Annotated in this window: 24 protein-coding genes and 2 pseudogenes; 7 read left to right on the top strand and 19 right to left on the bottom strand. The window is 71.2% G+C overall.

The window, feature by feature from the left end; translation table 11 throughout:
* Positions 1-634: TerD family protein (locus tag B9S61_RS13190; RefSeq protein WP_181007358.1), on the top strand; the 634-nt coding region annotated here is incomplete at its 5' end.
* Positions 635-835: 201 nt separating this feature from the next.
* Here the strand turns inward: B9S61_RS13190 and B9S61_RS43440 are convergent.
* The 3 genes from B9S61_RS43440 to B9S61_RS13205 all read right to left on the bottom strand — a co-directional run bounded on the left by B9S61_RS43440 (position 836) and on the right by B9S61_RS13205 (position 5,067).
* Positions 836-1,369: an LAGLIDADG family homing endonuclease gene (locus B9S61_RS43440; RefSeq protein WP_103542427.1), complete on the bottom strand. Its 534-nt coding sequence runs from the start codon at positions 1,367-1,369 to the stop codon at positions 836-838.
* A 711-nt stretch (positions 1,370-2,080) separates the two neighbouring features.
* Positions 2,081-3,517 carry an alkaline phosphatase PhoX gene (locus B9S61_RS13200; RefSeq protein WP_103542428.1) on the bottom strand — a complete coding sequence of 479 codons (1,437 nt, stop codon included), beginning with the start codon at positions 3,515-3,517 and terminating at the stop codon, positions 2,081-2,083.
* A gap of 113 nt (positions 3,518-3,630) precedes the next feature.
* Positions 3,631-5,067, bottom strand: coding sequence for a hypothetical protein (locus B9S61_RS13205; protein WP_103542429.1), 1,437 nt, complete (start codon positions 5,065-5,067; stop codon positions 3,631-3,633).
* Between the two features lie 212 nt (positions 5,068-5,279).
* Between B9S61_RS13205 and B9S61_RS13210 the strand changes: the two genes are divergently transcribed.
* Complete coding sequence (locus B9S61_RS13210; protein ID WP_103542430.1) at positions 5,280-7,088, top strand: endonuclease/exonuclease/phosphatase family protein; 1,809 nt, start codon at positions 5,280-5,282, stop codon at positions 7,086-7,088.
* A gap of 120 nt (positions 7,089-7,208) precedes the next feature.
* Here B9S61_RS13210 and B9S61_RS13215 read toward each other — a convergent pair whose 3' ends face one another.
* Positions 7,209-7,571 (bottom strand): DUF3618 domain-containing protein, encoded by a 363-nt coding sequence (locus B9S61_RS13215; RefSeq protein WP_103542431.1) that lies wholly within the window; start codon positions 7,569-7,571, stop codon positions 7,209-7,211.
* Positions 7,568-7,984, bottom strand: coding sequence for a phage holin family protein (locus tag B9S61_RS13220; RefSeq protein ID WP_103542432.1), 417 nt, complete (start codon positions 7,982-7,984; stop codon positions 7,568-7,570). Before B9S61_RS13220 ends, B9S61_RS13215 begins: the two co-directional genes overlap by 4 nt.
* A 132-nt stretch (positions 7,985-8,116) precedes the next feature.
* Here B9S61_RS13220 and dapA point away from each other — a divergent pair, with 132 nt between their 5' ends.
* On the top strand, positions 8,117-9,016 hold the full coding sequence (dapA, locus tag B9S61_RS13225) for a 4-hydroxy-tetrahydrodipicolinate synthase (RefSeq protein ID WP_181007359.1): 900 nt from the start codon (positions 8,117-8,119) through the stop codon (positions 9,014-9,016).
* A 39-nt stretch (positions 9,017-9,055) separates the two neighbouring features.
* On the opposite strand, the gene B9S61_RS13230 is transcribed toward dapA, so the two are convergent.
* From B9S61_RS13230 to B9S61_RS13285, 12 genes are all read right to left on the bottom strand, one after another.
* Positions 9,056-9,295: a hypothetical protein gene (locus tag B9S61_RS13230; RefSeq protein ID WP_103542434.1), complete on the bottom strand. Its 240-nt coding sequence runs from the start codon at positions 9,293-9,295 to the stop codon at positions 9,056-9,058.
* Between the two features lie 123 nt (positions 9,296-9,418).
* Positions 9,419-10,408, bottom strand: a complete 990-nt coding sequence (gene dapD, locus B9S61_RS13235; RefSeq protein WP_103542435.1) for a 2,3,4,5-tetrahydropyridine-2,6-dicarboxylate N-succinyltransferase — start codon at positions 10,406-10,408, stop codon at positions 9,419-9,421.
* A gap of 115 nt (positions 10,409-10,523) precedes the next feature.
* On the bottom strand, positions 10,524-11,066 hold the full coding sequence (locus B9S61_RS13240; RefSeq protein ID WP_103542436.1) for a TetR/AcrR family transcriptional regulator: 543 nt from the start codon (positions 11,064-11,066) through the stop codon (positions 10,524-10,526).
* Positions 11,066-11,386: a multidrug efflux SMR transporter gene (locus tag B9S61_RS13245; protein ID WP_103542437.1), complete on the bottom strand. Its 321-nt coding sequence runs from the start codon at positions 11,384-11,386 to the stop codon at positions 11,066-11,068. The genes B9S61_RS13240 and B9S61_RS13245 overlap by 1 nt, the downstream gene beginning before the upstream one ends.
* A gap of 88 nt (positions 11,387-11,474) precedes the next feature.
* Complete coding sequence (locus B9S61_RS13250) at positions 11,475-11,807, bottom strand: metal-sulfur cluster assembly factor (RefSeq protein WP_103542438.1); 333 nt, start codon at positions 11,805-11,807, stop codon at positions 11,475-11,477.
* Complete coding sequence (gene sufU, locus B9S61_RS13255) at positions 11,804-12,268, bottom strand: Fe-S cluster assembly sulfur transfer protein SufU (protein ID WP_103542439.1); 465 nt, start codon at positions 12,266-12,268, stop codon at positions 11,804-11,806. The genes B9S61_RS13250 and sufU overlap by 4 nt, the downstream gene beginning before the upstream one ends.
* Before the next feature lie 12 nt (positions 12,269-12,280).
* Positions 12,281-13,537, bottom strand: coding sequence for a cysteine desulfurase (locus B9S61_RS13260; RefSeq protein WP_103542440.1), 1,257 nt, complete (start codon positions 13,535-13,537; stop codon positions 12,281-12,283).
* Positions 13,534-14,298: a Fe-S cluster assembly ATPase SufC gene (sufC, locus tag B9S61_RS13265; RefSeq protein WP_103542441.1), complete on the bottom strand. Its 765-nt coding sequence runs from the start codon at positions 14,296-14,298 to the stop codon at positions 13,534-13,536. The genes B9S61_RS13260 and sufC overlap by 4 nt, the downstream gene beginning before the upstream one ends.
* Before the next feature lie 7 nt (positions 14,299-14,305).
* The gene (locus tag B9S61_RS13270) at positions 14,306-14,623 is read right to left on the bottom strand and encodes a non-heme iron oxygenase ferredoxin subunit (protein WP_103542442.1); all 318 of its coding nucleotides are present in this window, start codon (positions 14,621-14,623) and stop codon (positions 14,306-14,308) included.
* The gene (sufD, locus tag B9S61_RS13275; RefSeq protein WP_103542443.1) at positions 14,620-15,840 is read right to left on the bottom strand and encodes a Fe-S cluster assembly protein SufD; all 1,221 of its coding nucleotides are present in this window, start codon (positions 15,838-15,840) and stop codon (positions 14,620-14,622) included. The genes B9S61_RS13270 and sufD overlap by 4 nt, the downstream gene beginning before the upstream one ends.
* A gap of 58 nt (positions 15,841-15,898) precedes the next feature.
* Positions 15,899-17,320, bottom strand: a complete 1,422-nt coding sequence (gene sufB / locus B9S61_RS13280; protein ID WP_103542444.1) for a Fe-S cluster assembly protein SufB — start codon at positions 17,318-17,320, stop codon at positions 15,899-15,901.
* Positions 17,317-18,030: a metalloregulator ArsR/SmtB family transcription factor gene (locus tag B9S61_RS13285; protein ID WP_103542445.1), complete on the bottom strand. Its 714-nt coding sequence runs from the start codon at positions 18,028-18,030 to the stop codon at positions 17,317-17,319. Before B9S61_RS13285 ends, sufB begins: the two co-directional genes overlap by 4 nt.
* Positions 18,031-18,189: 159 nt before the next feature.
* Between B9S61_RS13285 and B9S61_RS13290 the strand changes: the two genes are divergently transcribed.
* The 4 genes from B9S61_RS13290 (at position 18,190) to B9S61_RS13305 (ending at position 21,930) form a co-directional block, all read left to right on the top strand.
* Positions 18,190-19,035, top strand: a complete 846-nt coding sequence (locus B9S61_RS13290) for an aminoglycoside N(3)-acetyltransferase (RefSeq protein ID WP_103542446.1) — start codon at positions 18,190-18,192, stop codon at positions 19,033-19,035.
* A gap of 31 nt (positions 19,036-19,066) precedes the next feature.
* Entirely contained in the window at positions 19,067-19,990 is a 924-nt protein-coding gene (locus B9S61_RS13295; protein WP_103542447.1) for an ABC transporter ATP-binding protein, read from the top strand.
* Positions 19,991-20,078: 88 nt separating this feature from the next.
* Positions 20,079-20,849 carry an ABC transporter permease gene (locus B9S61_RS13300; protein WP_103542448.1) on the top strand — a complete coding sequence of 257 codons (771 nt, stop codon included), beginning with the start codon at positions 20,079-20,081 and terminating at the stop codon, positions 20,847-20,849.
* 70 nt (positions 20,850-20,919) lie between these two features.
* Positions 20,920-21,930 (top strand): heme A synthase, encoded by a 1,011-nt coding sequence (locus tag B9S61_RS13305; protein ID WP_103542449.1) that lies wholly within the window; start codon positions 20,920-20,922, stop codon positions 21,928-21,930.
* On the opposite strand, the pseudogene B9S61_RS13310 reads toward B9S61_RS13305, so the two are convergent.
* Both B9S61_RS13310 and B9S61_RS13315 read right to left on the bottom strand, forming a co-directional pair.
* Positions 21,888-22,618: pseudogene (locus tag B9S61_RS13310) on the bottom strand (nucleotidyltransferase). The gene B9S61_RS13305 and the pseudogene B9S61_RS13310 sit on opposite strands and share 43 nt — an antisense overlap.
* A gap of 125 nt (positions 22,619-22,743) precedes the next feature.
* Positions 22,744-23,175 (bottom strand): annotated as a pseudogene (locus B9S61_RS13315) (amidohydrolase); the annotation flags it as partial.

The following is a 23,175-nucleotide window of genomic DNA, read 5'->3' on the forward strand; positions in this document are numbered from 1 at the left end:
CGTGCCGGCCGCCCCCGCCGCGCCCCCGGCACCGCCGGCCGCCGCCCCCGGCACCGGGAAGATCAATCTCGACAAGGGCCGGGTCAGCCTCCAGAAGAACCAGACCGTCTCGCTGATGAAGGGCGGCCGCCCGCTGCTCTCCCAGGTCACGATGGGCCTGGGCTGGGAGCCGGCCTACCGGGGCAAGGACATCGACCTCGACGCCTCGGTCATCGCCTACGGCCCGCAGCGCAACCACATCGACAGCTGCTACTTCGGCAAGCTCCAGATCGTGGGCGGGGCGATCCGCCACTCCGGCGACAACCTCACCGGTGAGGGCGGCGGGGACGACGAGACGATCATCGTGGACCTCGGCCGGCTCCCCATGGAGGTGTCCGGCCTGGTCTTCACGGTCAACTCCTTCTCCGGCCAGAAGTTCACCGAGGTCGCCAAGGCGTACTGCCGCCTCCTGGACACCACCACGGGTGAGGAACTGGTCCGCTTCGACCTCACGGGCGCCGAACCGCAGACGGGCGTGCTGATGGCGAAGCTGATCCGCCAGTTCTCCGGCGAGTGGGAGATGACCGGGATGGGCGACTTCGTCAAGGGCCGCACGGTCCGCAGCATGGTGAAGCCCGCCGCCCAGTCGCTGTAGCCGCGGGAGCGGGACACCGGGCGTCCCGGTCACGAGACGCCCGGTGTCACCTCATCCCGCCGCCCACGGCCAGTCGGCGTCCCGCCCGGCCTCGAGCAGCGGAACCATCCGGAAGGCGGCGTCCGACAGACCACCGAAGGTGTGCCGGTTCGCCGTGCCCGACGGGCCGTGGCCCGCGCGGTGTCCGGCGAGGTTCCAAAGCTATGGCTCCGCACCCGTGGAGGGTGGCAGAGCAGCGCCTGCCACAACACCGTTGACAACCCAGAGACGGGATGGCTGGACCTCGACGTCGTACGTCCTTCTCACACCTTTCGCCGACACGGAGACCACTCGATCCCACATGATGGCATCCGCGTAGCCACGGGGGCCGGTCGCAGATCGGCGGGACGCTCGTCCTCGTGCGGCCAAGGACGCCAGCGCCCCGGCCTTGTACTCCGCCCGCAGCCTCACCGTTTCACTCAGTCGCTCGACGGAACGCCCATCAGCCACACGAAGCCGCCACAGCGGCTTCGTACTGTGATTGTTCTTCTTACTGCTGATATTGCTCTGGACACCAAGCCGAAGCAGCACATCAGCGAGCTGGCGCACGAGGCTCTCCGAGATATTGGCAAACTCGATGTGACGCGCCCCCACCGAGCCATCGCTGTCGAACAGTCCGGCTGCAAGGCCACAGACGAAGGCACGCGGCTGTACGGAAGGCCAGCTGCTCGCTTTCCTTCTCCCTTCAAACCCCATACCTGGTGCTCAACCAGCAGGTCACGCAACGCGTTACGGTGCCACTCAGGCTCAGTGAGACGAACTCGCAACCAGGTGCCGTTGTCCTCCACACGGACCTGACAACCGTGTTTGGCGGCGTAGTCGCGCATCTGCTGGAGCGTTCCGTCGTCATGCCCCGCCCAGGTCGGAGTCCGTCCGGTCATGTTGCCGTCTCCAAGCATCGAGCCGACGAACCAACCGTCCCATTCATCACCGAGAGTTCCGAAGAAGTCTGCGACCAGCGGTGCGGGGAGGGCACACCCCGGCACCAACTCTGTGGTCGCCTTCCAAGTCGGACGGCGTGAGCCCGCACGGCTCCGCATCGCCCATCGATGACTTCCTGTCGCTTCGATCAGCCGACCTGAAGCCAGCCGCACGGCAAAAACGGGCTGCCTGCCGTTGCTGTTCCAGCGTACGGGGACGACAGGAACCAGGTTGCCGACCGTACTGTCCCGCGGTGGATACGGACGCCCGAGCTTGGCTTCTCGAAGATCCCACTCTTTGTCGAATGCCGGTACCGCACGTTCTTCCGTGACGACGCGCTCCACAGGAGCGACGGTGCCATCCGGAAGCCAGACCGGGGTTCCCTCAGCAAGCCCCTCGAAGTTGGACATAGGCGAACGCTATGTCCAGCACCAACGGACCGTCCGCGGGATCAGACGGGTTCACTCGTACATGTGGCCCGCTGCTCTAACGCCGCTGCCGCTTCCAGGGCCCCGTGACGGCGAGCATGATCCCCGGCTCCTGGATGTTGGCGTACAGGGTCCTGCCGTCCGGGGAGAAGGTCACGCCGGTGAACTCGCTGTACTCCGGCTCCTCCTCGGTACCGATGTTCAGTTCGTTGCGGGCGATGGGGTAGGTGCGTCCGCTGTCGGTGGCCCCGAACAGGTGCTGGGCGCCGTCGCCGTCCTCGGCGATGATCAGGCCGCCGTACGGCGAGACGGTGATGTTGTCCGGGCCGTCGAAGGAGCCGTCCCTCGCCGGGTCCCGGTCGGCGCCGAGCAGCACCTTCAGTGTCAGGGTGCGGCGCCTGGGGTCGTAGAACCAGACCTGGCCGTCGTGCTGCTCGGGGCTCTCGTCGCGGGCGTAGGAGGAGACGAGGTACGCCCCGCCGTCGCCCCACCACATGCCCTCCAGTTTCCGGCCGCGGGTGACCTCGCCGGGACCGAACTGCTCACGGACCGCCACCTCGCGGGCGTCGCGGTCGGGCACGTCCGCCCAGTCGACGCCGTACACGGTGCCGGTCCTGGTGGCCCGGGAGAGGTCGTCGACGTACCGGCCGCCGGAGTCGTAGCACGTGGGCGCCTGGAGGACACCCGCGTCGTCGGCGAGGGCGCGGAACCTGCCGGGGCCGTGGCGGAAGCCCTGCGGCGGGGTCCAGCGGTAGAAGAGGCCGTTGGGCTCGTCGGCGTCCTCGGTGAGGTAGGCGTGGCCGCGCCTGGGGTCGATGACGACGGCCTCGTGGTCGTAGCGGCCGAGGAACTTCAGCGGCCTGGGGTCCAGGTTGGCGCGCCGGTCGGCGGGGTCGACCTCGAAGACGTAGCCGTGGTCCCTGGTCATCCCGTTCTCGCCGGCCCGGTCGGAGTTCTCCTCGCAGGTGAGCCAGGTGCCCCAGGGGGTGCTGCCGCCCGCGCAGTTGTCGGCCGTGCCGGCGATGCCGACCCATTCGGCGACGGCGCCGTCGGGGCGCACCTCGACGATCGTGCAGCCGCCGGGTGCGGCCGGGTCGTAGACCAGGCCCTCGGTGAGCGGCACCGGGAACTCGGCCTCGTCGCGCGGGCCGTCCATCTCGTGGTTGTTGACCAGGAGGACGCTGCCGCGCGGGCCGGGGAAGGCGGCCGTTCCGTCGTGCTCGGCGGGCGTGAACTCACCGGATTCCAGGCGGGTCCTGCCGGCGCGGGTGAGGACGCGGTAGGTGAACCCCGCGGGCAGGGCGAGGAGCCCTTCCGGGTCCGGCACGAGCGGTCCGTAGCCGGCGCCCCCGTGCCGGCCGGCCGCCTCCCCGGCGACGTCGGCGGAGGCGAGCGCGTGGGGCGCGGAGGCGAGGGCGCCGGCCGTGCCCGCCAGCGCGATCCCGGCGCCGGTGAGGGCGGACGTTCTGGCGAAGTCCCTGCGGGTGAGCGGCATGCCGGCTCCAGGTGAGGGTGGGCGGACCGTGGCGGTGCGCACGTCACGCTTCCGCCCTCACCTGAACACCGGTTGAACGGCGGGGGTCACGGCACCTCTCGGGTCCGTGAAACTCAGCCCCCGTGCTGGGACCGGGCCTTGAACGCCGCCTTCCGCGCTTCCTTCGCCACCTTCTTGTCCGGGTGCAGCCGTCCCATGGCCTCCAGCACGTCCGCCGTGGCCGGGTGGTCCACCCGCCAGGCGGTGTCGAAGAAGCCGCTGTGCTGCCGGGCCAGCCCTTCCACCAGGGAGCGCAGCTCCTCGGAGTTGCCTTCCGCGGCGAGCTGGGCGGCGACCGTGTCGATGGTCAGCCAGAAGATGAGGGCCTCGGACGGCGGCGGCACGTCGGCCGCCCCGTGCTCGGCCAGCCACACCCGCGCCAGTCCGCCCAGGTCGGGATCGTCCAGGACTTCCCGCAGGGCGGGTTCGGCCGACGCGCCGACGAGTGACAGCGCCTGCTGGCAGCGCAGCCGCCGCAGGGGTGCGCCGTCGTCGGCGCCACGGGCCGCCGCGAGCAGTTCCCGTGCCGATGCGAGCGGTTGACGCCGGGCGAGCCACTGCTCGGTCTCCGCGTGGGCGGCCGCCGGCGGGAAGACGGCCGTGCCGTCGAGCAGCGCGTCGGCTCCCTTGTCCGCGAGGTCCCCGACCGCGGGCGCCTCGAATCCGGCCTCCAGCAGCCGGGCGCGCAGTCCGTAGAGCCCGAGCGGGGTGAGCCGCACCATGCCGTAGCGGGAGACATCCGTCTCGTCGTCCGGTGCGGCGGGCTCCTCGCCGGCGTCGGCCATCAGCGCCTCGTCGACCGGCTGGTACTCCACGGCGCCGACCGGCTCGAGCATGCGGAACCGGTCGTCCAGCCGCATCATCGCGTCGGAGACCTGCTCCAGGACATCGTTGGTGGGCTCGGGCATGTCGTCGGGCACGATCACCGACGCGGCCAGCGCGGGCAGGGGCACGGGCGCCCCGCCGGGGGCTTCCGCCCCGACCGTCAGCAGGTAGAGGTTGCCGAGCACTCCGTCCAGGAAGTCGGCCTCGGCCTCGGGGTCCCAGTCCAGCGCTTCGAGGTCGAGCTCCCCGGAGCCCTCGCCCTCGGCGAGGGCGTCGACGAGTCCGCCCAGGTCCGGGACGCTCGCGTCGCCGATCACCGTTTCCAGGGCGGCGAGCCACACCTCCAGCACGTCCCGCGGGGATCCGGCGGTGAGCAGCGCCAGTTCGGCGCCCGCGGCGACCGTTCCCTCCTCCTCGTCGACGACTTCGACGAGTCCGGTGTCGACGGCGACCCGCCAGGCCTCGCCGGCGTCGGCGGCCGCGTCGTCACCGGTCAGCGCCAGTTCCGCGGCGGCCGCCGGCAGTTGCTCCTCGACGAGCCCGCCACCGGCGTCCACGCGGGTCGCGGGCCCGGCCCAGCGGGCGAGCCGGACGGCGCGGGACAGCACCGGGGTGGACAGGGCGTCGCGCGCCAGCTCCGCTTCGGGGCGCAGCCGCGCCGGCGGCAGGATGGAGCTGTCTGACATCGGCTTGTTTCTCCTCGGCCTTCTTACGACTCGGCCACTCAGCCTAGACGGATTTCCACCCATGCCGCTCGCTTCATCTCACCTTCCGTGACCGTACATGGCCGAAACCTTGACAAGTGGCTTGGCCAGGCTGGAGATTGACGCGCGTAGACAGGGAGTGACCCACGCTCCACCCTCATCCCGGCGTAGATCACGTTCCCGGAGGGAATCCGTTGTCCAGCAAGTCGTCCGCGCGCCTCGCCGCGCTCACCGTCGCCGCCGTGTGCACCGCGGCGTCCACCGTCGTCCTCACCTCGCCCGCGCACGCGGACTCCGTACGCATCCATGACATCCAGGGTGACACCCGTACATCGCCGTACGCGGGCGAGCAGGTCACCGATGTGACCGGAATCGTCACCGGCGTCCGCACCTACGGCTCGTCCCGCGGCTTCTGGATACAGGATCCCGCTCCGGACGCCGACCCGGCCACCAGCGAGGGCGTCTTCGTCTTCACGGGGTCCGCCCCGCAGGGTGTCGCGGTCGGCGACGCCGTCACCGTCTCCGGCACGGTGACGGAGTACGTTCCCGGCGGCACGTCCTCCGGCAACCAGTCACTGACGGAGATCACCCGCGCGGCCTTCACCGTCGTCTCCAGCGGCAACGCGGTCCCGGACGCGACGCCGATCACCGCGAGATCCGTACCGGCCGCCTACACCCCCGTCCCGGACGGCTCGGTCGACGGTCTCCCGCTGCGTCCCGCCCGGTACGCGCTCGACCTCTACGAGTCGCTCGAGGGCATGAACGTCCGGGTGTCCGACACCCGGGTGGTGGGCGCCACCGACCCGTACACGGAACTCTGGGTCACGGTGAAGCCCCGGGAGCACCGCAACCTCCGCGGCGGCACGGTCTACGGCTCGTACGACTCCCAGAACACGGGCCGGCTGCAGATCCAGTCGCTGGGCAGGGCGGCCGACTTCCCCGACGCGAACGTGGGGGACACCCTCGCCGGCGACACCACGGGCCCGCTGGACTACAACCAGTTCGGCGGCTACACGCTGGTGGCGAGCGATCTGGGCACCCTGGAGTCCGGGGACCTGCGGCGCGAGACGACCCGCCGGCAGCACCGCTCCGAGCTGGCGATCGCGACCTACAACGTCGAGAACCTCGACCCCTCCGACGACACCTTCGCGGCGCACGCCGCCGCGATCGTGGACAACCTCAGGTCCCCCGACATCCTGTCGCTGGAGGAGATCCAGGACAACAACGGCGCCACCGACGACGGCACGGTCGCCGCGGACCGGACGCTGGCCACGCTGATCGACGCCATCGAGGCGGCGGGCGGCCCGCGTTACGACTGGCGCGCCGTCGACCCGGCCGACAAGGAGGACGGCGGCCAGCCGGGCGGCAACATCCGCCAGGCGTTCCTCTTCAACCCGGCCCGGGTCTCCTTCACCGACCGTCCCGGCGGCGACGCCACCACGCCCACCGATGTCGTGAAGGTCCGCGGCCAGGCGGCGCTGACCCACTCCCCCGGCCGGATCGACCCGGCGTCCGCCGCGTTCGAGGACAGCCGCAAGCCCCTGGCCGGCGAGTTCAGGTTCCGGGGCCGCACGGTCGTCGTCATCGCCAACCACTTCGCCTCGAAGGGCGGCGACCAGAGCCTGACCTCCCGGTACCAGCCGCCGTCCCGCGGCTCGGAGACCCAGCGCCACCTCCAGGCCGCGGCGGTCCACGACTTCACCGCGAAGATCCTCAAGACCCAGAAGAACGCCAGGGTCGTGGCCCTCGGCGACATCAACGACTTCGAGTTCTCGGAGACCACCGACATCCTCGAGGGGCGCGGCACCCTCTGGTCGGCCATCAAGTCGCTGCCGAAGTGGGAGCGTTACTCGTACGTCTACCAGGGCAACAGCCAGGTGCTGGACCAGATCCTGATCACCCCGTCGATCCGCCGCTTCAGCTACGACAGCGTGCACATCAACGCGGAGTTCCACGACCAGATCAGCGACCACGACCCGCAGGTCCTGCGCTTCCGCCCGTAAGGAAGCGCGACCGCCCGCGGTCGGTGCGGGATTCCGGGGGTTCCGGGGATCTCCGCCCACCGACCGCGGGCGCCACGCGCACCCCCGCGGCCCGGCACCGCCGGCCGGGCGCGGGCCGTCTCAGCAACGGTGGCGTTGCACCATCACCGCACCCACGACGGCGGCGACCACGGCACCGGCGATGATCACCGGTTTGCGGTGCCGCATGCCGGCCTCTCCGGCGTGCGCGGCACTGCTCCGCATCTGCACGGTCATCGCCCCCGCCCGGTCGCGGAGGGCGTCGGCCCGTGCCTTCGCCCGACCCTTCACATCCATCTTCCCTGCCAGCTCCTCCACGGTGTCGCCGAGTTCGTGCCGCGTCCGCTCGATCTCCCGCCGCAGCTCATCGGGCCCCTTGGCACCTCGCCCCGCCAGGGCACTCTCCGCCCGCGCGTCCACATGGGCCCCCGCGGGGGAGTCCGCGCGCCTCACGTCGTGCGTCATCGGTGCGCCCTTCCCTTGATCTCGTCCACATCGGCCTTCACGCTGCCCAGCGTCCTCTCCGGCTTGGGCGGCGTGGCCCGGCGCAACTGCCCGCGGCCGGCGAGGGCCAGCACCCCGGCGATGAGGAACAGCACGCCCGTGACGATCAGCGCCGCGGCCCACAGGGGCAGCACCAGGTCCAGCGCAGCGACACCCGTACCGGCCAGCGCCAGCAGCCCGGCGTAGCCGAACGCGCCCGCCGCCCCCAGCATCCCGCCGCCCTTCCCGGCGTGGCGGCCCTTCTCCGCCAGTTCCTCCTTGGCGAGCGCCACTTCCTGCCGTGCGAGCCGTGAGATCTGTTCGGTGGCCTGCCCGACGAGCTCGCCCACGCTGTGCTCGTCCCGAACCGGCCGTCGCTCGATGGTTCCGGTCACGATGCGCCTCCTCTCGGGGTCGGGAAACCCGAGTACCCCCGCGCACCCTCCCCTATCCATAAAGCAATGCTTACCCATACCCGTCACGACATGTAAGTGGAACTTCACGACGCCGCGGCCGACACTACCCCCATGACCCCTTTCGGCCGCATCCTCTGCGCGATGATCACCCCGTTCACCCCCACCGGCGCGCTCGACCTGGACGGCGCCCAGCGCCTGGCCGACCATCTGGTCACCCGGGGCTGCGACGGCCTGGTCCTCTCCGGCACCACGGGCGAGTCCCCCACCACCACGGACGCCGAGAAGTCCGCCCTCGTCACGGCGGTGCGCGAGGCGATCGGCTCCCGCGCGACGATCGTCGCCGGCGTCGGCACCCCCGACACGGCCCACACCGCCGCACTGGCCCGTGAGGCCGAGAAGGCCGGCGCCGACGGCCTGCTGGTGGTCGCCCCGTACTACATCCGCCCCCCGCAGGACGCGATCGAGGCGCACTTCCTCGAGATCGCTGACGCGACGGGCCTGCCCCTGGCCCTGTACGACATCCCCGCCCGCACCGGCACCCGGATCGAACCGGACACCCTGCTGCGCCTGGCCGGGCATCCCTCGATCGTGGCGGTGAAGGACTGCTCGAACGACTTCCTGTCGGCGCAGAAGCTGATCTCCCGCACCGACCTCGCGTACTACGCGGGCTGCGACGAGCACAACCTCGCCCTGTACGCGGTCGGCGGGGCCGGCAGCGTCAGCACGGTCGCCAACGTGATCCCGGGTCAGGTCCGTGCCGTCCTGGACGCGTTCGACGCGGGTGACACGAGTGGCGCCGCGCGCCTCCAGCACCGGGTGACGCCTCTCATCGAGGCGATGATGGCGAAGGGCCTGCCGGGCACGGTCACGGCCAAGGCCCTCCTCGCCGGACTGGGCCTGCCCGCGGGCCCGGTGCGTTCACCGCTGCGGCCGGCCGGCGCCGGCACGACGGCCGGGCTCAGGGAGGCGCACGAGCTGGCCACGCGAACGGGCCGGACCCCCGCCGAGTGAGGATCCGGCCCGCCGGGACAGTCCCCCGGCCGCTCGCCGTCAGTCCCAGACGTACCCGTCCCCGAGCAGCAGGAAGTGCTCCAGCACATCCTCCGCGGGGTCGTCGATCTGCCCGACGTCGGCGTTGAGCAGGGCCACCCGGTGGCCGTTGTTCGAGCCGGTGGAGGTCTCGTCCGCGTGGGCGGTGCCCGCCAGCGTCCCGCACAGCATCAGCATGGCCGCGACGCCCATCACCCCGACCGCGCAGCGCAGTACGCCCCACACCCACTTGTTCGCCATCGCCCGTCCCATCTCCTGTATGTCAGTCGTTCCGGCGTCTGATCGGACTCTGTGTCCACCCGTTCATCTGCCAAAACGACCCGGAGGTCACGGGGAGTAACCCGTACGGGCGTGACGGGAGGGTCAGTTGTGGCTGTGGAGGACGTCGTTGAGGCCGCCCCAGACCGCGTTGTTCGGGCGCGCCTCGACCGTGCCGGTGACGGAGTTGCGGCGGAACAGGATGTGGGAGGCGCCGGACAGCTCACGCGCCTTGACGACCTCGCCGTCGGGCATGGTGACCCGGGTGCCGGCGGTGACGTACAGCCCGGCCTCGACCACGCACTCGTCACCGAGGGCGATACCGACGCCCGCCTCGGCGCCGATCAGGCACCGCTCACCGACGGAGATGCGCACGTTGCCGCCGCCGGACAGGGTGCCCATGGTGGAGGCGCCGCCGCCGATGTCGGAGCCGTCACCGATCACGACACCGGCGGAGATACGGCCCTCGACCATCGACGTGCCGAGCGTGCCGGCGTTGAAGTTGACGAAGCCCTCGTGCATGACGGTGGTGCCCTCGGCGAGATGCGCGCCGAGCCGCACCCGGTCGGCGTCGGCGACACGGACGCCCTTGGGGGCGACGTAGTCGGTCATCCGGGGGAACTTGTCGACGGACGTCACGGCGAGGTGCAGGCCCTCGGCGCGGGCGTTCAGCCGCACCTTCTCGATGTCGTCCACGGCGACCGGGCCGAGCGAGGTCCAGGCGACGTTGGCGAGGTGGGCGAAGATGCCGTCCAGGTTCTGGCCGTGCGGCTTCACCAGGCGGTGCGAGAGCAGGTGGAGGCGCAGGTAGACGTCGTGCGCGTCGACGGGCTTCTCGTCCAGCGAGGAGATGACCGTACGGACCGCCACGACCTCGACGCCCCGGCGCGCGTCCGGCCCGACCGCCGCGGTGGCGCCGCCGCCCAGCAGCTCGGCGGCCTGCTCGGCGGAGAGCCGTTCGGTGCCGGAGGGGCCCGGTTCGGCGGCGAGTTCGGGGGCGGGGTACCAGGTGTCGAGGACGGTGCCGTCGGCGGCGAGGGTGGCGAGGCCGGCGGCCACCGCGCCGGTGGCGCTCTGAGCAGTCGTGTCGGTCATAAGGGCAACCTAACCGCCCGGCGCCCACCGACGCGAACCGGTCCCCGGGCATCTCACGTGCCGGGCGAGCCCTCGCCGGCCGGGCCGCCGCAGGCGACGGACCACCGGCCCGTCCTCACCCCGCCGCGGTCACCCGCCTCAGCGCCTCCCGCGCGTACGTCTCGTCGTAGGGCGTGCCGGTCAGCAGGACCTGGAGGCAGATGCCGTCCACCAGCGCGACCAGCGCCCGTGCCGTGACCGGGTCCGTGCGGCGGGAGAGCTGTCCGGCCAGGTCCTCGCACCACTCGGCGGCGACGGGGCGCAGGGCGGGGCGGCGCAGGGCGGCCAGATAGAGCTCGTACTCCAGCTCGACCCCGGTGCGGTCGCCGGCGAGCCATTCGCCCATCAGGGCCGCGAGTTCGGTCGCCACATCGGTGCGCGGGTCCTCGAGCCCGCCCCGCGCGGCGACCGCCTTGGCGAAGCCCTCGTTGGCCTGCCGCAGCGCGGCGACCATCAGCTCGTCGAGGGTCTTGAAGTGGTACGTGGTGGAGCCCAGCGGCACGTCCGCCTCGGCGGCGACGCTGCGGTGGCTGAGCCCGGCGATGCCGCCGCGGCCCACGACCCGGATCGCCGCGTCGATGATCCGCTGCCGCCGCTCGGGATCGTGACGCCGGGCCATCAGTGCGCGCCGCCCAGGTTCAGCACCACGACGCCGATGATGATCAGCGCGATGCCGGCGGCCTTGGCGGCGGTCAGCCCCTCCCCCAGGAACGCCACGCCGATCGTGGCGATGGCGGCGGTGCCCACCCCGGCCCAGATGGCGTACGCCGTGCCCACGGCGACGGTGCGGAGCGTCTGGGCGAGGAGGGCGAAGGAGATGACGTATCCGAGCACGGTCAGCAGCGAGGGCCAGAGCCTGCTGAAGCCGTCGCTGTACTTCATGGCGGTGGTGGCGCACACCTCGGCGGCGATGGCCCCGGACAGCAGCAGGTATCCCATATGTACGAGCGTACACAGCGGACCGGCGCCCCCACACGGGAACGGCGGCGCCTCCCGGGAGGCGCCGCCGTTCCCGGAGAAGCGGGACTCAGACGTTGAACCCCAGCGCCCGGAGCTGCTCGCGGCCGTCGTCGGTGATCTTGTCCGGTCCCCACGGCGGCATCCAGACCCAGTTGATGCGCAGCTCGTTGACCAGGCCGTCCGTGGCGGACTTCGCCTGGTCCTCGATCACATCCGTCAGCGGGCAGGCCGCCGAGGTCAGGGTCATGTCGATGGTCGCCACGTTGGAGTCGTCGATGTGGACCCCGTAGATCAGGCCGAGGTTGACGACGTCGATACCCAGTTCGGGGTCGACGACGTCGAGCAGGGCCTCGCGGACCTCCTCCTCGGAGGCCGGTTTCATCTCCACGGTCTCGCTCATGCCGTTGTCCTTTCGGCGTCGGCGCCCAGCGCCTGGGCCGTCGCGTCCTTCCACGCCATCCAGCTGAGGAGGGCGCACTTCACCCGGGCCGGATACTTGGACACCCCGGCGAACGCGACCGCGTCCTCCAGGATCTCCTCCATCGCGTCATCGGGTTCGATCTTCCCCTTGGACTGCATCAGCTCCAGGAAGGTCCCCTGGATCTTCTGCGCCTCGGCGAGGTCCTTGCCGACCAGCAGGTCGTTCAGCACGGAGGCGGATGCCTGGCTGATGGAACAGCCCTGCCCCTCGTAGCTGACGTCAGTGATCTTCGTGCCGTCGTACTTCACGCGCAGCGTGATCTCGTCACCGCACGTCGGGTTGACGTGGTGCACCTCGGCGTCGCCGTCCCGAAGACCCCGGCCGTGCGGGTTCTTGTAGTGGTCCAGGATGACCTCCTGGTACATGGAATCCAGCCTCACGCCTTCAGCCCCTCATCCGAAGAAGTTCCGTACGTGCTCCAGGCCGTCGACCAGTGCGTCGATCTCGGCCGGCGTGGAGTACAGATAGAACGACGCTCGCGTGGTCGCAGGAATTCCGTACCGCAGGCAGACGGGCCGCGCGCAGTGGTGGCCCACCCGGACCGCGATGCCCTGCTCGTCGAGGACCTGGCCCACGTCGTGCGGGTGGATGTCACCCAGGGTGAACGAGATCGCGGCGCCGCGGTCCTCGGCCGTGGCGGGGCCGATGATGCGCAGGTCGGGGACCTCGGTGAGGCGCTTCACCGCGTACTCGGTGATGGCGTGCTCATGGGCGAGGACCTTGTCCATACCGATGGCCGAGAGGTAGTCGATCGCCGCGCCGATACCGACCGCCTGGGCGATCGGCGGGGTGCCCGCCTCGAACTTGTGGGGGGCGGGCGCGTAGGTCGACGAACTCATCGACACGGTCTCGATCATCTCGCCGCCGCCGAGGAACGGAGGCAGGTCCTCCAGCAGCTCCTGGCGGCCCCAGAGGACGCCGATGCCGGTCGGGCCGCACATCTTGTGGCCGGTGAAGGCCACGAAGTCGGCCTGGAGGGCCTGGACGTCCAGCGGCATGTGCGGCGCGGCCTGCGAGGCGTCGATGCACACCAGGGCGCCGACCTCCTGGGCCCGGCGCACTATCGCCTCGACCGGGTTGACCGTGCCCAGGATGTTGGAGACCAGCACGAAGGAGACGATCTTCGTCTTCTCGGTGATGATCTCGTCGATGTCGGACAGGTCGAGCCGGCCGTCGTCGGTGAGACCGAACCACTTCAGCTTCGCGCCGGTGCGCTGCGCGAGCAGCTGCCACGGCACGATGTTGGAGTGGTGCTCCATCTCCGTGATGACGATCTCGGTCTCGTGGTCCACCCGGTAGGGCTCGTCGGCCCAGCCGAGCATGTTGGCCACGAGGTTGAGGGACTCGGAGGCGTTCTTGGTGAAGATCACCTCGTCGCGCGAGGGGGCGTTGACGAACTCCGCCACCTTGTCGCGCGCGCCCTCGTACAGCGCCGTGGCCTCCTCGGCGAGCACATGCACACCGCGGTGGACGTTGGCGTTGTAGCGCTCGTAGTACTCGCTCATGGCGTCGAGCACCTGGCGCGGCTTCTGGCTGGTCGCCGCGTTGTCCAGGTACACGAGCTTCCGGCCGTCGTGGACCTGGCGGTCCAGGATGGGGAAGTCCTTGCGGATCGCCTCTGTGTCGAGGAGGCCCGGCAGATGTGTCACTCGGATGCCCCACCCTTCGTGTAGGCCTCGTAGCCCTCGTTCTCCAGCGTGTCCGCGAGCTCGGGGCCGCCGGACTCGACGATGCGGCCGTTCGCGAACACGTGGACGTGGTCGGGCTTGATGTAGCGCAGGATGCGCGTGTAGTGCGTGATCAGCAGGGTGCCGACCTCGCCGGACTCGCGGACCCGGTTGACGCCCTCGGAGACGACGCGCAGGGCGTCGACGTCCAGGCCGGAGTCGGTCTCGTCGAGGACCGCGATCTTCGGCTTGAGCAGCTCGAGCTGAAGGATCTCGTGACGCTTCTTCTCACCGCCGGAGAAGCCCTCGTTGACGTTGCGCTCGGCGAAGGCGGGGTCGATCGAGAGACGCTCCATGGCCTCCCTGACCTCCTTCACCCAGGTGCGCAGCTTCGGGGCCTCGCCGCGGACGGCGGTGGCGGAGGTGCGCAGGAAGTTGGAGACCGAGACGCCGGGGACCTCGACCGGGTACTGCATGGCGAGGAACAGGCCGGCGCGGGCGCGCTCGTCGACGGACATCTCCAGGACGTCCTCGCCGTCGAGGGTGACGGTGCCGCTGGAGACGGTGTACTTGGGGTGACCGGCGAGCGCGTAGGCGAGAGTCGACTTGCCCGAGCCGTTGGGGCCCATGATGGCGTGCGTCTCGCCCTGCTTCACGGTGAGGTCGACGCCCTTGAGGATCTCCTTCGTGGCGTTGTCGGCCTCGACGGTGACGTGCAGGTCTCGGATTTCAAGCGTTGCCATGGGTGCCTCAGGACTCCTGGGTGAGGGAGACGAGCACGTCGTCCCCTTCGATCTTTACGGGGTATACGGGGACGGGGCGCGTGGCCGGAGGGCTGTCGGGCTTGCCGGAACGGAGGTCGAAGCGCGAGCCGTGCAGCCAGCACTCGATGTGGCAGTCGTCGACCTCGCCCTCCGCGAGGGAGACGTTCGCGTGCGAGCAGATGTCGTTGATCGCGAACACCTCCCCGCAGGTCCGCACGAGGGAGACCGGGGTGCCGTCGAGTTCCACCCGCTTCGGGGTGTCCTCCTCCAGCTCGCTCAGTCCGCAGGCGCGTTGGAAGGTCATCCGACCGCCGCCTCCAGCTCCTCCTCGATCTTGCCGATCAGGCGCTCCTCGATGTCCGGGAGACCGATCTGCTGGACGAGTTCGGCGAAGAAGCCGCGGACGACGAGCCGGCGGGCGTCCCGCTCGGGGATGCCGCGGGCCATCAGGTAGAAGAGCTGCTCGTCGTCGAAGCGCCCGGTCGCGGAGGCGTGGCCGGCGCCGACGATCTCGCCGGTCTCGATCTCCAGGTTGGGCACGGAGTCGACGCGGGCGCCGTCGGTGAGAACCAGGTTGCGGTTCATCTCGTAGGTGTCGGTGCCCTCGGCCCTGGCCTCGATGAGCACGTCACCGATCCACACGGCGTGCGCGTCGTCGCCCTGGAGCGCGCCCTTGTAGACGACGTTGGACTTGCAGTGCGGGACGTTGTGGTCGACCAGGAGGCGGTGCTCCTGGTGCTGGCCCTTGTCGGTGAGGTACAGGCCGAACAGCTCGGCCTCGCCGCCGGGGCCGGCGTAGGTCACGCGCGGGTGGAGGCGTACGACGTCGCCGCCGAAGGTGACGACGACCGACTTGAAGGAGGCGTCCCGGCCGATCAGCGTGTTGTGCTGGGCGACGTGCACCGCCTTGTCGTCCCAGTCCTGGACGGAGACGACGGTCAGCTTGGCGCCGTCTCCGAGGACGAAGTCGACGTTGGCGGCGAGCACCGCGTCACCGGTGTGGTCGATGACCACGAGGGCCTCGGCGAAGGCGCCGAGCTCGACCAGCTGGTGGCCGTAGGCGGTGCCGCCCTCGCCCCGCACCGAGATGCGGATCGGCTCGGTGAGGACGGTCTCCTTCGGCACGGTCACGACCGAGGCCTGCTCGAAGGCGGAGTACGCCTGGGCGGCGACCCGGTCCACCGGGGTGCCGGCGCGGCCGAGCCGCGCGTCGTCGCGGCCGACGGTCTCGACGACGACGCCCTCCGGCGCCTCGACGGCGACCTTGACGCCGTCGCCGGTGGCGGTCGCGGTGCCGTCGTGCAGGCCGCGCAGCCGCTCCAGCGGGGTGAACCGCCACTCCTCCTCGCGGCCGTGGGGGACGGCGAAGTCCGCCACGTCGAAGGAGGGGGGCGCGCTCATGCGGGTGGCGACGGTCGACTCCGCGGCGACCGCGATCGAGCCGGCGGTGGTGGAGCCCACCGGTGGGGGTCCCCCCGCCGGAGCGAAGCCGGAGGTGGGGGAGTTCTGAGCCTCAGCCATGGCTGTCGTAGTGCTCGCTTTCCTTTGCGTAAGGGGCTTGACGGAACGGCGTGGTGCTTTAGCCGACCGCGCCTTCCATCTGCAGCTCGATCAGCCGGTTGAGCTCGAGCGCGTACTCCATCGGCAGTTCCTTGGCGATCGGCTCGACGAAGCCGCGCACGATCATCGCCATCGCCTCGAACTCGCTCAGGCCGCGGCTCATCAGGTAGAAGAGCTGGTCCTCGGAGACCTTGGAGACGGTCGCCTCGTGGCCCATGGACACGTCGTCCTCGCGGACGTCCACGTAGGGGTAGGTGTCCGAGCGGGAGATGGTGTCGACGAGCAGCGCGTCGCAGAGCACGTTGGACTTGGAGCCCGGGGCGCCCTCGCCGATCTCGATCAGACCGCGGTAGGAGGTACGGCCGCCACCGCGCGCCACCGACTTGGAGACGATGTTCGACGAGGTGTTCGGGGCCATGTGGACCATCTTGGCGCCCGCGTCCTGGTGCTGGCCCTCGCCGGCGAAGGCGATGGACAGCGTCTCGCCCTTGGCGTGCTCGCCCATCAGGTAGACGGCCGGGTACTTCATCGTCACCTTGGAGCCGATGTTGCCGTCGACCCACTCCATGGTCGCGCCCTCATAGGCCACGGCGCGCTTGGTGACCAGGTTGTAGACGTTGTTCGACCAGTTCTGGATGGTCGTGTAGCGGCAGCGGGCGTTCTTCTTGACGATGATCTCGACGACCGCGGAGTGCAGCGAGTCCGACTTGTAGATCGGGGCGGTGCAGCCCTCGACGTAGTGCACGTAGGCACCCTCGTCGACGATGATCAGGGTCCGCTCGAACTGGCCCATGTTCTCGGTGTTGATCCGGAAGTAGGCCTGGAGCGGGATCTCGACGTGCACGCCCGGCGGGACGTAGATGAAGGAGCCGCCCGACCACACGGCGGAGTTCAGCGACGCGAACTTGTTGTCGCCGACCGGGATGACCGTGCCGAAGTACTCCTTGAAGAGCTCCGGGTGCTCCTTCAGAGCCGTGTCGGTGTCCAGGAAGATGACACCCTGCTCCTCCAGGTCCTCACGGATCTGGTGGTAGACGACCTCCGACTCGTACTGGGCGGCGACACCGGCGACGAGGCGGTTCTTCTCCGCCTCGGGGATGCCCAGGCGGTCGTAGGTGTTCTTGATGTCCTCGGGCAGGTCCTCCCAGGACTCCGCCTGCTTCTCCGTGGAGCGCACGAAGTACTTGATGTTGTCGAAGTCGATGCCGGAGAGGTCGGAGCCCCAGTTCGGCATGGGCTTCTTCGCGAACAGGCGCAGGCCCTTGAGGCGGAGCTTGGTCATCCACTCCGGCTCGTCCTTCTTGGCGGAGATGTCCCGGACGACGTCCTCGTCCACGCCGCGGCGCGCCGACGCTCCGGCGTCGTCACGGTCGGCCCAGCCGTATTCGTACGTACCCAGCCCCTCGAGCTCGGGGTGGGCAGTCTCCGTGGGGAGTGTCATGCGGGGTTCCTCCCGGACGTGCTTGCGGATGCTTGGTGGGAAATCTTGGGGATGAACGTCGTGCAGACGCCGTCGCCGTGCGCGATGGTTGCCAGTCGCTGCACATGCGTACCGAGGAGCTCGGCGAAAAATTCCGTCTCGGCCTCGCACAGCTGCGGGAACTGCTCGGCGGCGTGGGCGACCGGGCAGTGGTGCTGGCAGAGCTGTTCGCCGACCGGTGCGCTGCGCGCGGTTGCAGCGTACCCGTCCGCGCTCAGGGCCTTGGCCAGCGCTTCCGTCCGCTCTTCGGGTGCCACGCCCTCGACCGCCTTGCGGTACGCCCCGGCCTGGGCGGCGATCCTGGCGCGGGCGAACGCGGCGATCGCCTCGCTGCCGCCCTCCCGCTCGCCGATCCAGCGCAGGGCGTCCAGGGCCAGTGTGTCGTAGGACTGGTCGAACGCGTCCCGTCCGCAGTCCGTCAGGGCGAACACCTTGGCCGGGCGACCGCGCGTGCGCGCGCCGTAGACCCGGCGCTCGCGGGCCTCCACGACGTTGTCGGCGGCCAGCGTGTCCAGGTGCCGGCGTACGGCCGCCTGGGTGAGGCCGAGGCGCTCGGCCAGCTCGGCGACGGTCGACGGGCCGTGGTCCAGGATGGAGCGGGCCACGCGGTTGCGGGTGGACCGCTCACCGGTTGCCAGTTCCTCGTGGGGAGCCTCGCCAACGTTTTTCACAACGCCATTGTTGCGTAATTCATCCGCGACCGGCAAGCCGCGCCGGAACGGCCCGAAGTGCGCTGCATCACTTAGGCGAACCTAATTCGACCTGCGGAAACGATCTCGATCGATCAATTCGGTGGCGTCCCCCGGGGGCGTCCGGAACACTGCCGGACCATGTCCACACCCCCTCCGACCGGCCCACTCGTCACCCGCGACAGCCTCACCGCGCAGCTGCGCGAGCTCGGTGTCCGGCCGGGCGGGATCCTTCTCGCGCACTCCTCGCTCAGCGCCCTCGGCTGGGTGAACGGCGGACCGGTCACGGTCGTCCGGGCCCTGCTCGACGCCCTCGGTCCGCACGGCACGCTGGTGGCTCCCACGCAGACCGGCGATCTCTCCGACCCGGCGCTGTGGCGGGCACCGCCCGTCCCCGAGCCGTGGTGGGAGACCGTACGGGCCACCATGCCCGCCTACGACCCGCTGACCACGCCCTCGCGCGGGGTCGGCGTGATACCCGAGACCGTACGGACCTGGCCGGGGGCGCTGCGCTGGGGCACCGCCCACGCCCTCGAGGCAGTGGGGGGAGCCCACCCGCAGTCGTCGTTCGCGGCGGTGGGGCCCCGCGCGGCGGTGATCGTCGCCGGGCACGCGCCGGACTGCCGGCTCGGTGAGCGCAGTCCGCCGGCGACACTGGAACGCCTCGCCGCGCGGGTGCTGCTGCTCGGCGCCGGATACGACGCCTGCACCGGGTTCCACCTCGCCGAGTACCGCGTCCCGGCCCCGCGCGTGGAGGTGGGCCGCCCCGGCCCGGACGGCTGGGAGACGGTGACCGAGGTGTCGATCAGCTCCGAGGGGTTCGAGGAACTGGGGCACGACTTCGAACGGGACCGGCCCGTCGTGCGCGGCACGGTGGGGGCGGCCGTGGCACGGCTGTTCCCGCCGGCGGACGCGGTGGCCTACGCCGAGACCTGGCCGGCGGTGCACCGCCCCCGCGAGGAGGAGTTCCCGCACCCGGCGCTCTGAGGACCCGGCCGCGTCCCTAGACTCGTGTCCCATGCGAAGTGAGCCCGTGGTCCAGGTGCAGGCCCTGGTGAAGCGGTACGGCACGAAGACGGCGGTGGACGGCCTCGACCTGGTGGCCCGGCGGGGCGTGACCGCCGTGCTCGGCCCCAACGGGGCGGGCAAGACGACCACGGTCGAGACCTGCGAGGGATACCGGCGCCCCGACTCCGGCACCGTACGCGTCCTGGGCCTCGACCCGGTCCGGGAATCGGCCGCGCTGCGGCCCCGCGTGGGCGTGATGCTCCAGTCCGGCGGCGTCTACTCGGGTGCGCGGGCCGACGAGATGCTCCGGCACGTGGCGAAGCTGCACGCCCATCCGCTGGACGTGGACGCGCTGATCGAACGCCTGGGGCTCGGCTCCTGCGGCCGGACCTCCTACCGGCGGCTCTCCGGCGGCCAGCGGCAGCGGCTCGCGCTGGCGATGGCCGTGGTCGGCCGCCCCGAGCTGGTCTTCCTGGACGAGCCGACCGCCGGCCTCGACCCGCAGGCCCGCCGCGCCACCTGGGACCTGGTCCGGGATCTGCGCGCCGACGGCGTCTCCGTCATCCTCACCACCCACTACATGGACGAGGCCGAGCAGCTCGCCGACGACGTGGCGATCATCGACGCCGGCCGGGTCGTCGCCCAGGGCTCCCCCGAGGAGCTGTGCCGCGGCGGCGCCGAGAACACGCTCCGCTTCTCCGGCCGGCCGGGCCTGGACGTGGCCTCGCTGCTCAAGGCCCTGCCCGACGGCTCCACGGCCGCCGAGGTGACCTCGGGCTCGTACCGCGTCGTCGGCGAGGTCGACCCGCAGCTGCTCGCCACGGTGACGTCCTGGTGCGCGCAGCACGGGGTGATGCCGGACCGGATCTCGGTGGAGCGGCACACCCTCGAAGACGTATTCCTCGAACTGACCGGCAAGGAGCTGCGCGCATGATTCCGGCCCACGCGGAGACCGGCCGGGGGTCCGGGGGTTGGCCCCCGGGAAGACACAGCCTGGAACGCACGGGCAGGGAGCTGCGCGCGTGACCGCCGCCGGCACCTACTCACCGAAGCCGGGCGCGGCGCCCCTGACCCGCATGATCGCGGCGCAGGCCGTGCTCGAGACAAAGATGCTGCTGCGCAACGGCGAGCAGCTGCTGCTGACGGTGATCATCCCCACCCTGCTGCTGGTGCTCTTCGGCACCGTCGACGTGGTGGACCTCGGCGGGGGCGAGGCGGTGGACTTCCTCGCCCCCGGCATCCTCGCCCTCGCGGTGATGTCGACGGCGTTCACCGGGCAGGCCATCGCGACCGGCTTCGAACGCCGCTACGGCGTACTCAAGCGGCTGGCCTCCTCGCCGCTGCCGCGCTGGGGCCTGATGACCGCGAAGACCCTGTCTGTCCTGGTCACCGAGGTGCTCCAGGTCCTTCTCGTGACCGTGATCGCCCTCACGCTCGGCTGGTCCCCGCAGGGCAGTCCCGTCCCGGTGTTCCTGCTGCTGGTGCTGGGCACGGCCGCCTTCTCCGGGCTCGGTCTGCTGATGGCGGGCACGCTCAAGGCCGAGGCGACGCTCGCCGCCGCCAACCTGGTCTTCCTGCTGCTGCTCGTCGGCGGCGGGGTCGTCGTGCCGCTGGACAGGTTCCCGGACGCGGCGCAGGACGTGCTCGGCCTGCTGCCCATCGCGGCCCTCTCCGAAGGGCTGCGGGACGTGCTCCAGCACGGCGCCGGGATGCCGTGGGGCAACCTCGGCATCCTCGCGGCCTGGGCGGTCGCCGGGCTCGCGGCGGCCGGGAGGTTCTTCCGGTGGGAGTAGCCGGGACGCCCGGGACGGACCCTCGTGAAAGCGTGCACAAGCGGCGCCTTACGATGGGCGGGTGCCGAACGTGACCCGCGCCGACGCCCCGGGGGCGCTGCGCAACCCCCTCGCCTTCATCGCCGCCCGCTGGACCCCGGACCCCCGGACCGTCCGCCGGGCGGCCCTCGCCGCGCTCGTCATGGCGGTCCTCATCGTGGTCACCGGCGGGGCCGTCCGGCTCACCGGCTCCGGCCTGGGCTGCCCGACCTGGCCCAAGTGCACCGACGACTCTCTCGTCAACACCAGGGAGATGGGCCTGCACGGCGTCATCGAGTTCGGCAACCGCCTGCTGACGTATGTGCTGTGCGCCGCCGTCGGCTGGGCGATCGTCGCCGCCCGCTCCCAGAAGCCGTTCCGGCGCAGCCTGACCCGGCTGGGCTGGGTCCAGTTCTGGATCGTCATGGGCAACGCGATCCTCGGCGGCATCGTGGTCCTCGTCGGCCTGAACCCGTACACGGTCGCGGCGCACTTCCTGCTGTCCAGCGCGCTGATCGCGGTCGCCACGGTGATGTGGCAGCGCACCCGCGAGGGCGACGGGGAACCCCGTCCGCTGGTCGGCCCCGCCGTGCGGCAGCTGGTGTGGTTCATGGTGGCCGCCTCCGCGCTGCTGATCGCGGTCGGCACGGTGGTCACCGGCGCGGGACCGCACGCGGGTGACTCCAGCGAGGTCGAGCGGATGCCGCTGGACTGGGAGACGGTCAGCAAGCTGCACGCGGTGCTGGCGTGGGTCGTGGTGACCCTGACGTTCGCGCTGTGGTTCGTCCTCAAGGCGGTCGACGCCCCCAGGGACCCCCTGGCCCGCACCCGCGAGCTGTTCCTGATCCTGCTCGCCCAGGGCGCCATCGGCTACGTCCAGTACTTCACCGACCTCCCCGAGGTCCTGGTCGGCCTGCACATGTTCGGCTCGTGCGTGATGTGGATCTGGGTGGTACGGGTCCTGCTGTCACTCCGTGAACGGCCGGAGGCCACGCCCCCGGACGCACCCGTACTGCCCGCTCAGGAGCCCTCCTCCAGCGCGTCGATCGCCGGCCCGAGGTAGTCCCGGGTCAGCCGGGCCCGGCGCGCGACCCACTCCCCGGCGGGCGGCGCGGCGTCGTCGTAGCGCCGTCTCCTGATGTCGTCGACGACGTCACCGGGCGCGCCGAGGCCGGGCAGCACGTCCAGCGCCTCCCTCTTGGAGATCAGGCGGCCCTCGCGCAGCGTGACGGTGGCACGGGCGAAGGTCAGCAGTCCCAGGTCGACCCACACGTCCTGGGTCCAGTCGGCGGCCCGGTCCACCTCCCGCCGCCAGAAGTCACACTGGTCGCGCACGACGAAGTCGGCGAGTTCGCCGTCCGGCACGGGCGGCAGCACGTCCGCGGGCGGCACCCCGCGCAGCACCCGGCCGAAGGCGTGCAGTTCGGCCCGGGTGACCGGCGTGACGGTGCGCCTGAACAGCTGCTCGTGCGCCCAGGTGGGATGGCGCCGTCCCGCGCCCGCCGCCGTGTCCGGTGTCAGGTAGGTGCAGTGGAGCCGGTCGGCGAGCGGCTCGGCCCGTAGCCGGGCGTGCAGCAGCGCGATCCGCCACACCGTCCGGGTGCCGATCGGCCGGTCCAGGACCGCGATCAGGTCCAGGTCGCTGCGGCCCTCCACGTAGTCGCCACCCGCCAGTGAGCCGTGCATACGGCGGCGGGGGCGAGCGGTGCCAGGCCGTCCAGGAAGCGGTCGTGCAGGGCGTCGGTCGGCATCCGCCCATTCTTCACGGCCCGGCCCGGGCCGTACACCGCCCCCGCCGCCCCTTTCCGTCCCGGACCCGGGGCTCCGCCTCCCGCTCCTCGGACTCCCCCGGAGTGGGACCCCCGGAGGGGCTGATTCAGTCCAGCCCGTAGACCCTGCCCGCGTTCCCGGAGGCGATGAGGCCGGCCACCCGCTGCGCGTCGGCCGGCGACCACGCCCCCTCGGCCACCCAGGCGCCCAGCACCCGCTCCAGCGCCTCGCGGAACAGCCGGGCGCCGACCACATGCAGCTCGGGCAGCCCACTGGCGCCGCTGGAGAAGAGGATCTTCCCGAAGGGGGCGATCTCCAGGATCTCCGCGAGGACGGCCGCCGCGCGGGCACCGGTGCGGACCAGGGCCGCGCCGCAGTCGGCGTGGACGTGCGGGAAGACGCGGGCGAGGTGGGCGGCGTGGCGGTGGTACGGATAGCCGTGCAGCAGCACGAGGTCGGTGCCGAGGCCCGCGGTGGCCCGCACGAAGTCGGTGAGCAGGACCGGGTCGGTGCGGTCGACGCGGGCGCCCGGTGCGCC

It is taken from the genome of Streptomyces sp. SM1, from assembly GCF_002910825.1.
GTDB classification, from domain to species: Bacteria; Actinomycetota; Actinomycetes; order Streptomycetales; family Streptomycetaceae; genus Streptomyces; species Streptomyces okerensis.

Excerpts from the sequence above, each read along its gene's own strand:
- B9S61_RS43440 (WP_103542427.1), bottom strand. The coding sequence starts at position 1,369 with ATGGGGTTTGAAGGGAGAAGGAAAGCGAGCAGCTGGCCTTCCGTACAG.
- B9S61_RS13200 (WP_103542428.1), bottom strand. The coding sequence starts at position 3,517 with ATGCCGCTCACCCGCAGGGACTTCGCCAGAACGTCCGCCCTCACCGGC.
- B9S61_RS13245 (WP_103542437.1), bottom strand. The coding sequence starts at position 11,386 with ATGGGATACCTGCTGCTGTCCGGGGCCATCGCCGCCGAGGTGTGCGCC.
- B9S61_RS13205 (WP_103542429.1), bottom strand. The coding sequence starts at position 5,067 with ATGTCAGACAGCTCCATCCTGCCGCCGGCGCGGCTGCGCCCCGAAGCG.
- B9S61_RS13270 (WP_103542442.1), bottom strand. The coding sequence starts at position 14,623 with ATGACCTTCCAACGCGCCTGCGGACTGAGCGAGCTGGAGGAGGACACC.
- B9S61_RS13230 (WP_103542434.1), bottom strand. The coding sequence starts at position 9,295 with ATGGCGAACAAGTGGGTGTGGGGCGTACTGCGCTGCGCGGTCGGGGTG.
- sufD (WP_103542443.1), bottom strand. The coding sequence starts at position 15,840 with ATGGCTGAGGCTCAGAACTCCCCCACCTCCGGCTTCGCTCCGGCGGGG.
- B9S61_RS13240 (WP_103542436.1), bottom strand. The coding sequence starts at position 11,066 with ATGGCCCGGCGTCACGATCCCGAGCGGCGGCAGCGGATCATCGACGCG.
- B9S61_RS13215 (WP_103542431.1), bottom strand. The coding sequence starts at position 7,571 with ATGACGCACGACGTGAGGCGCGCGGACTCCCCCGCGGGGGCCCATGTG.
- B9S61_RS13290 (WP_103542446.1), top strand. The coding sequence starts at position 18,190 with ATGTCCACACCCCCTCCGACCGGCCCACTCGTCACCCGCGACAGCCTC.
- B9S61_RS13295 (WP_103542447.1), top strand. The coding sequence starts at position 19,067 with ATGCGAAGTGAGCCCGTGGTCCAGGTGCAGGCCCTGGTGAAGCGGTAC.
- sufC (WP_103542441.1), bottom strand. The coding sequence starts at position 14,298 with ATGGCAACGCTTGAAATCCGAGACCTGCACGTCACCGTCGAGGCCGAC.
- sufB (WP_103542444.1), bottom strand. The coding sequence starts at position 17,320 with ATGACACTCCCCACGGAGACTGCCCACCCCGAGCTCGAGGGGCTGGGT.
- dapA (WP_181007359.1), top strand. The coding sequence starts at position 8,117 with ATGACCCCTTTCGGCCGCATCCTCTGCGCGATGATCACCCCGTTCACC.
- B9S61_RS13250 (WP_103542438.1), bottom strand. The coding sequence starts at position 11,807 with ATGAGCGAGACCGTGGAGATGAAACCGGCCTCCGAGGAGGAGGTCCGC.
- dapD (WP_103542435.1), bottom strand. The coding sequence starts at position 10,408 with ATGACCGACACGACTGCTCAGAGCGCCACCGGCGCGGTGGCCGCCGGC.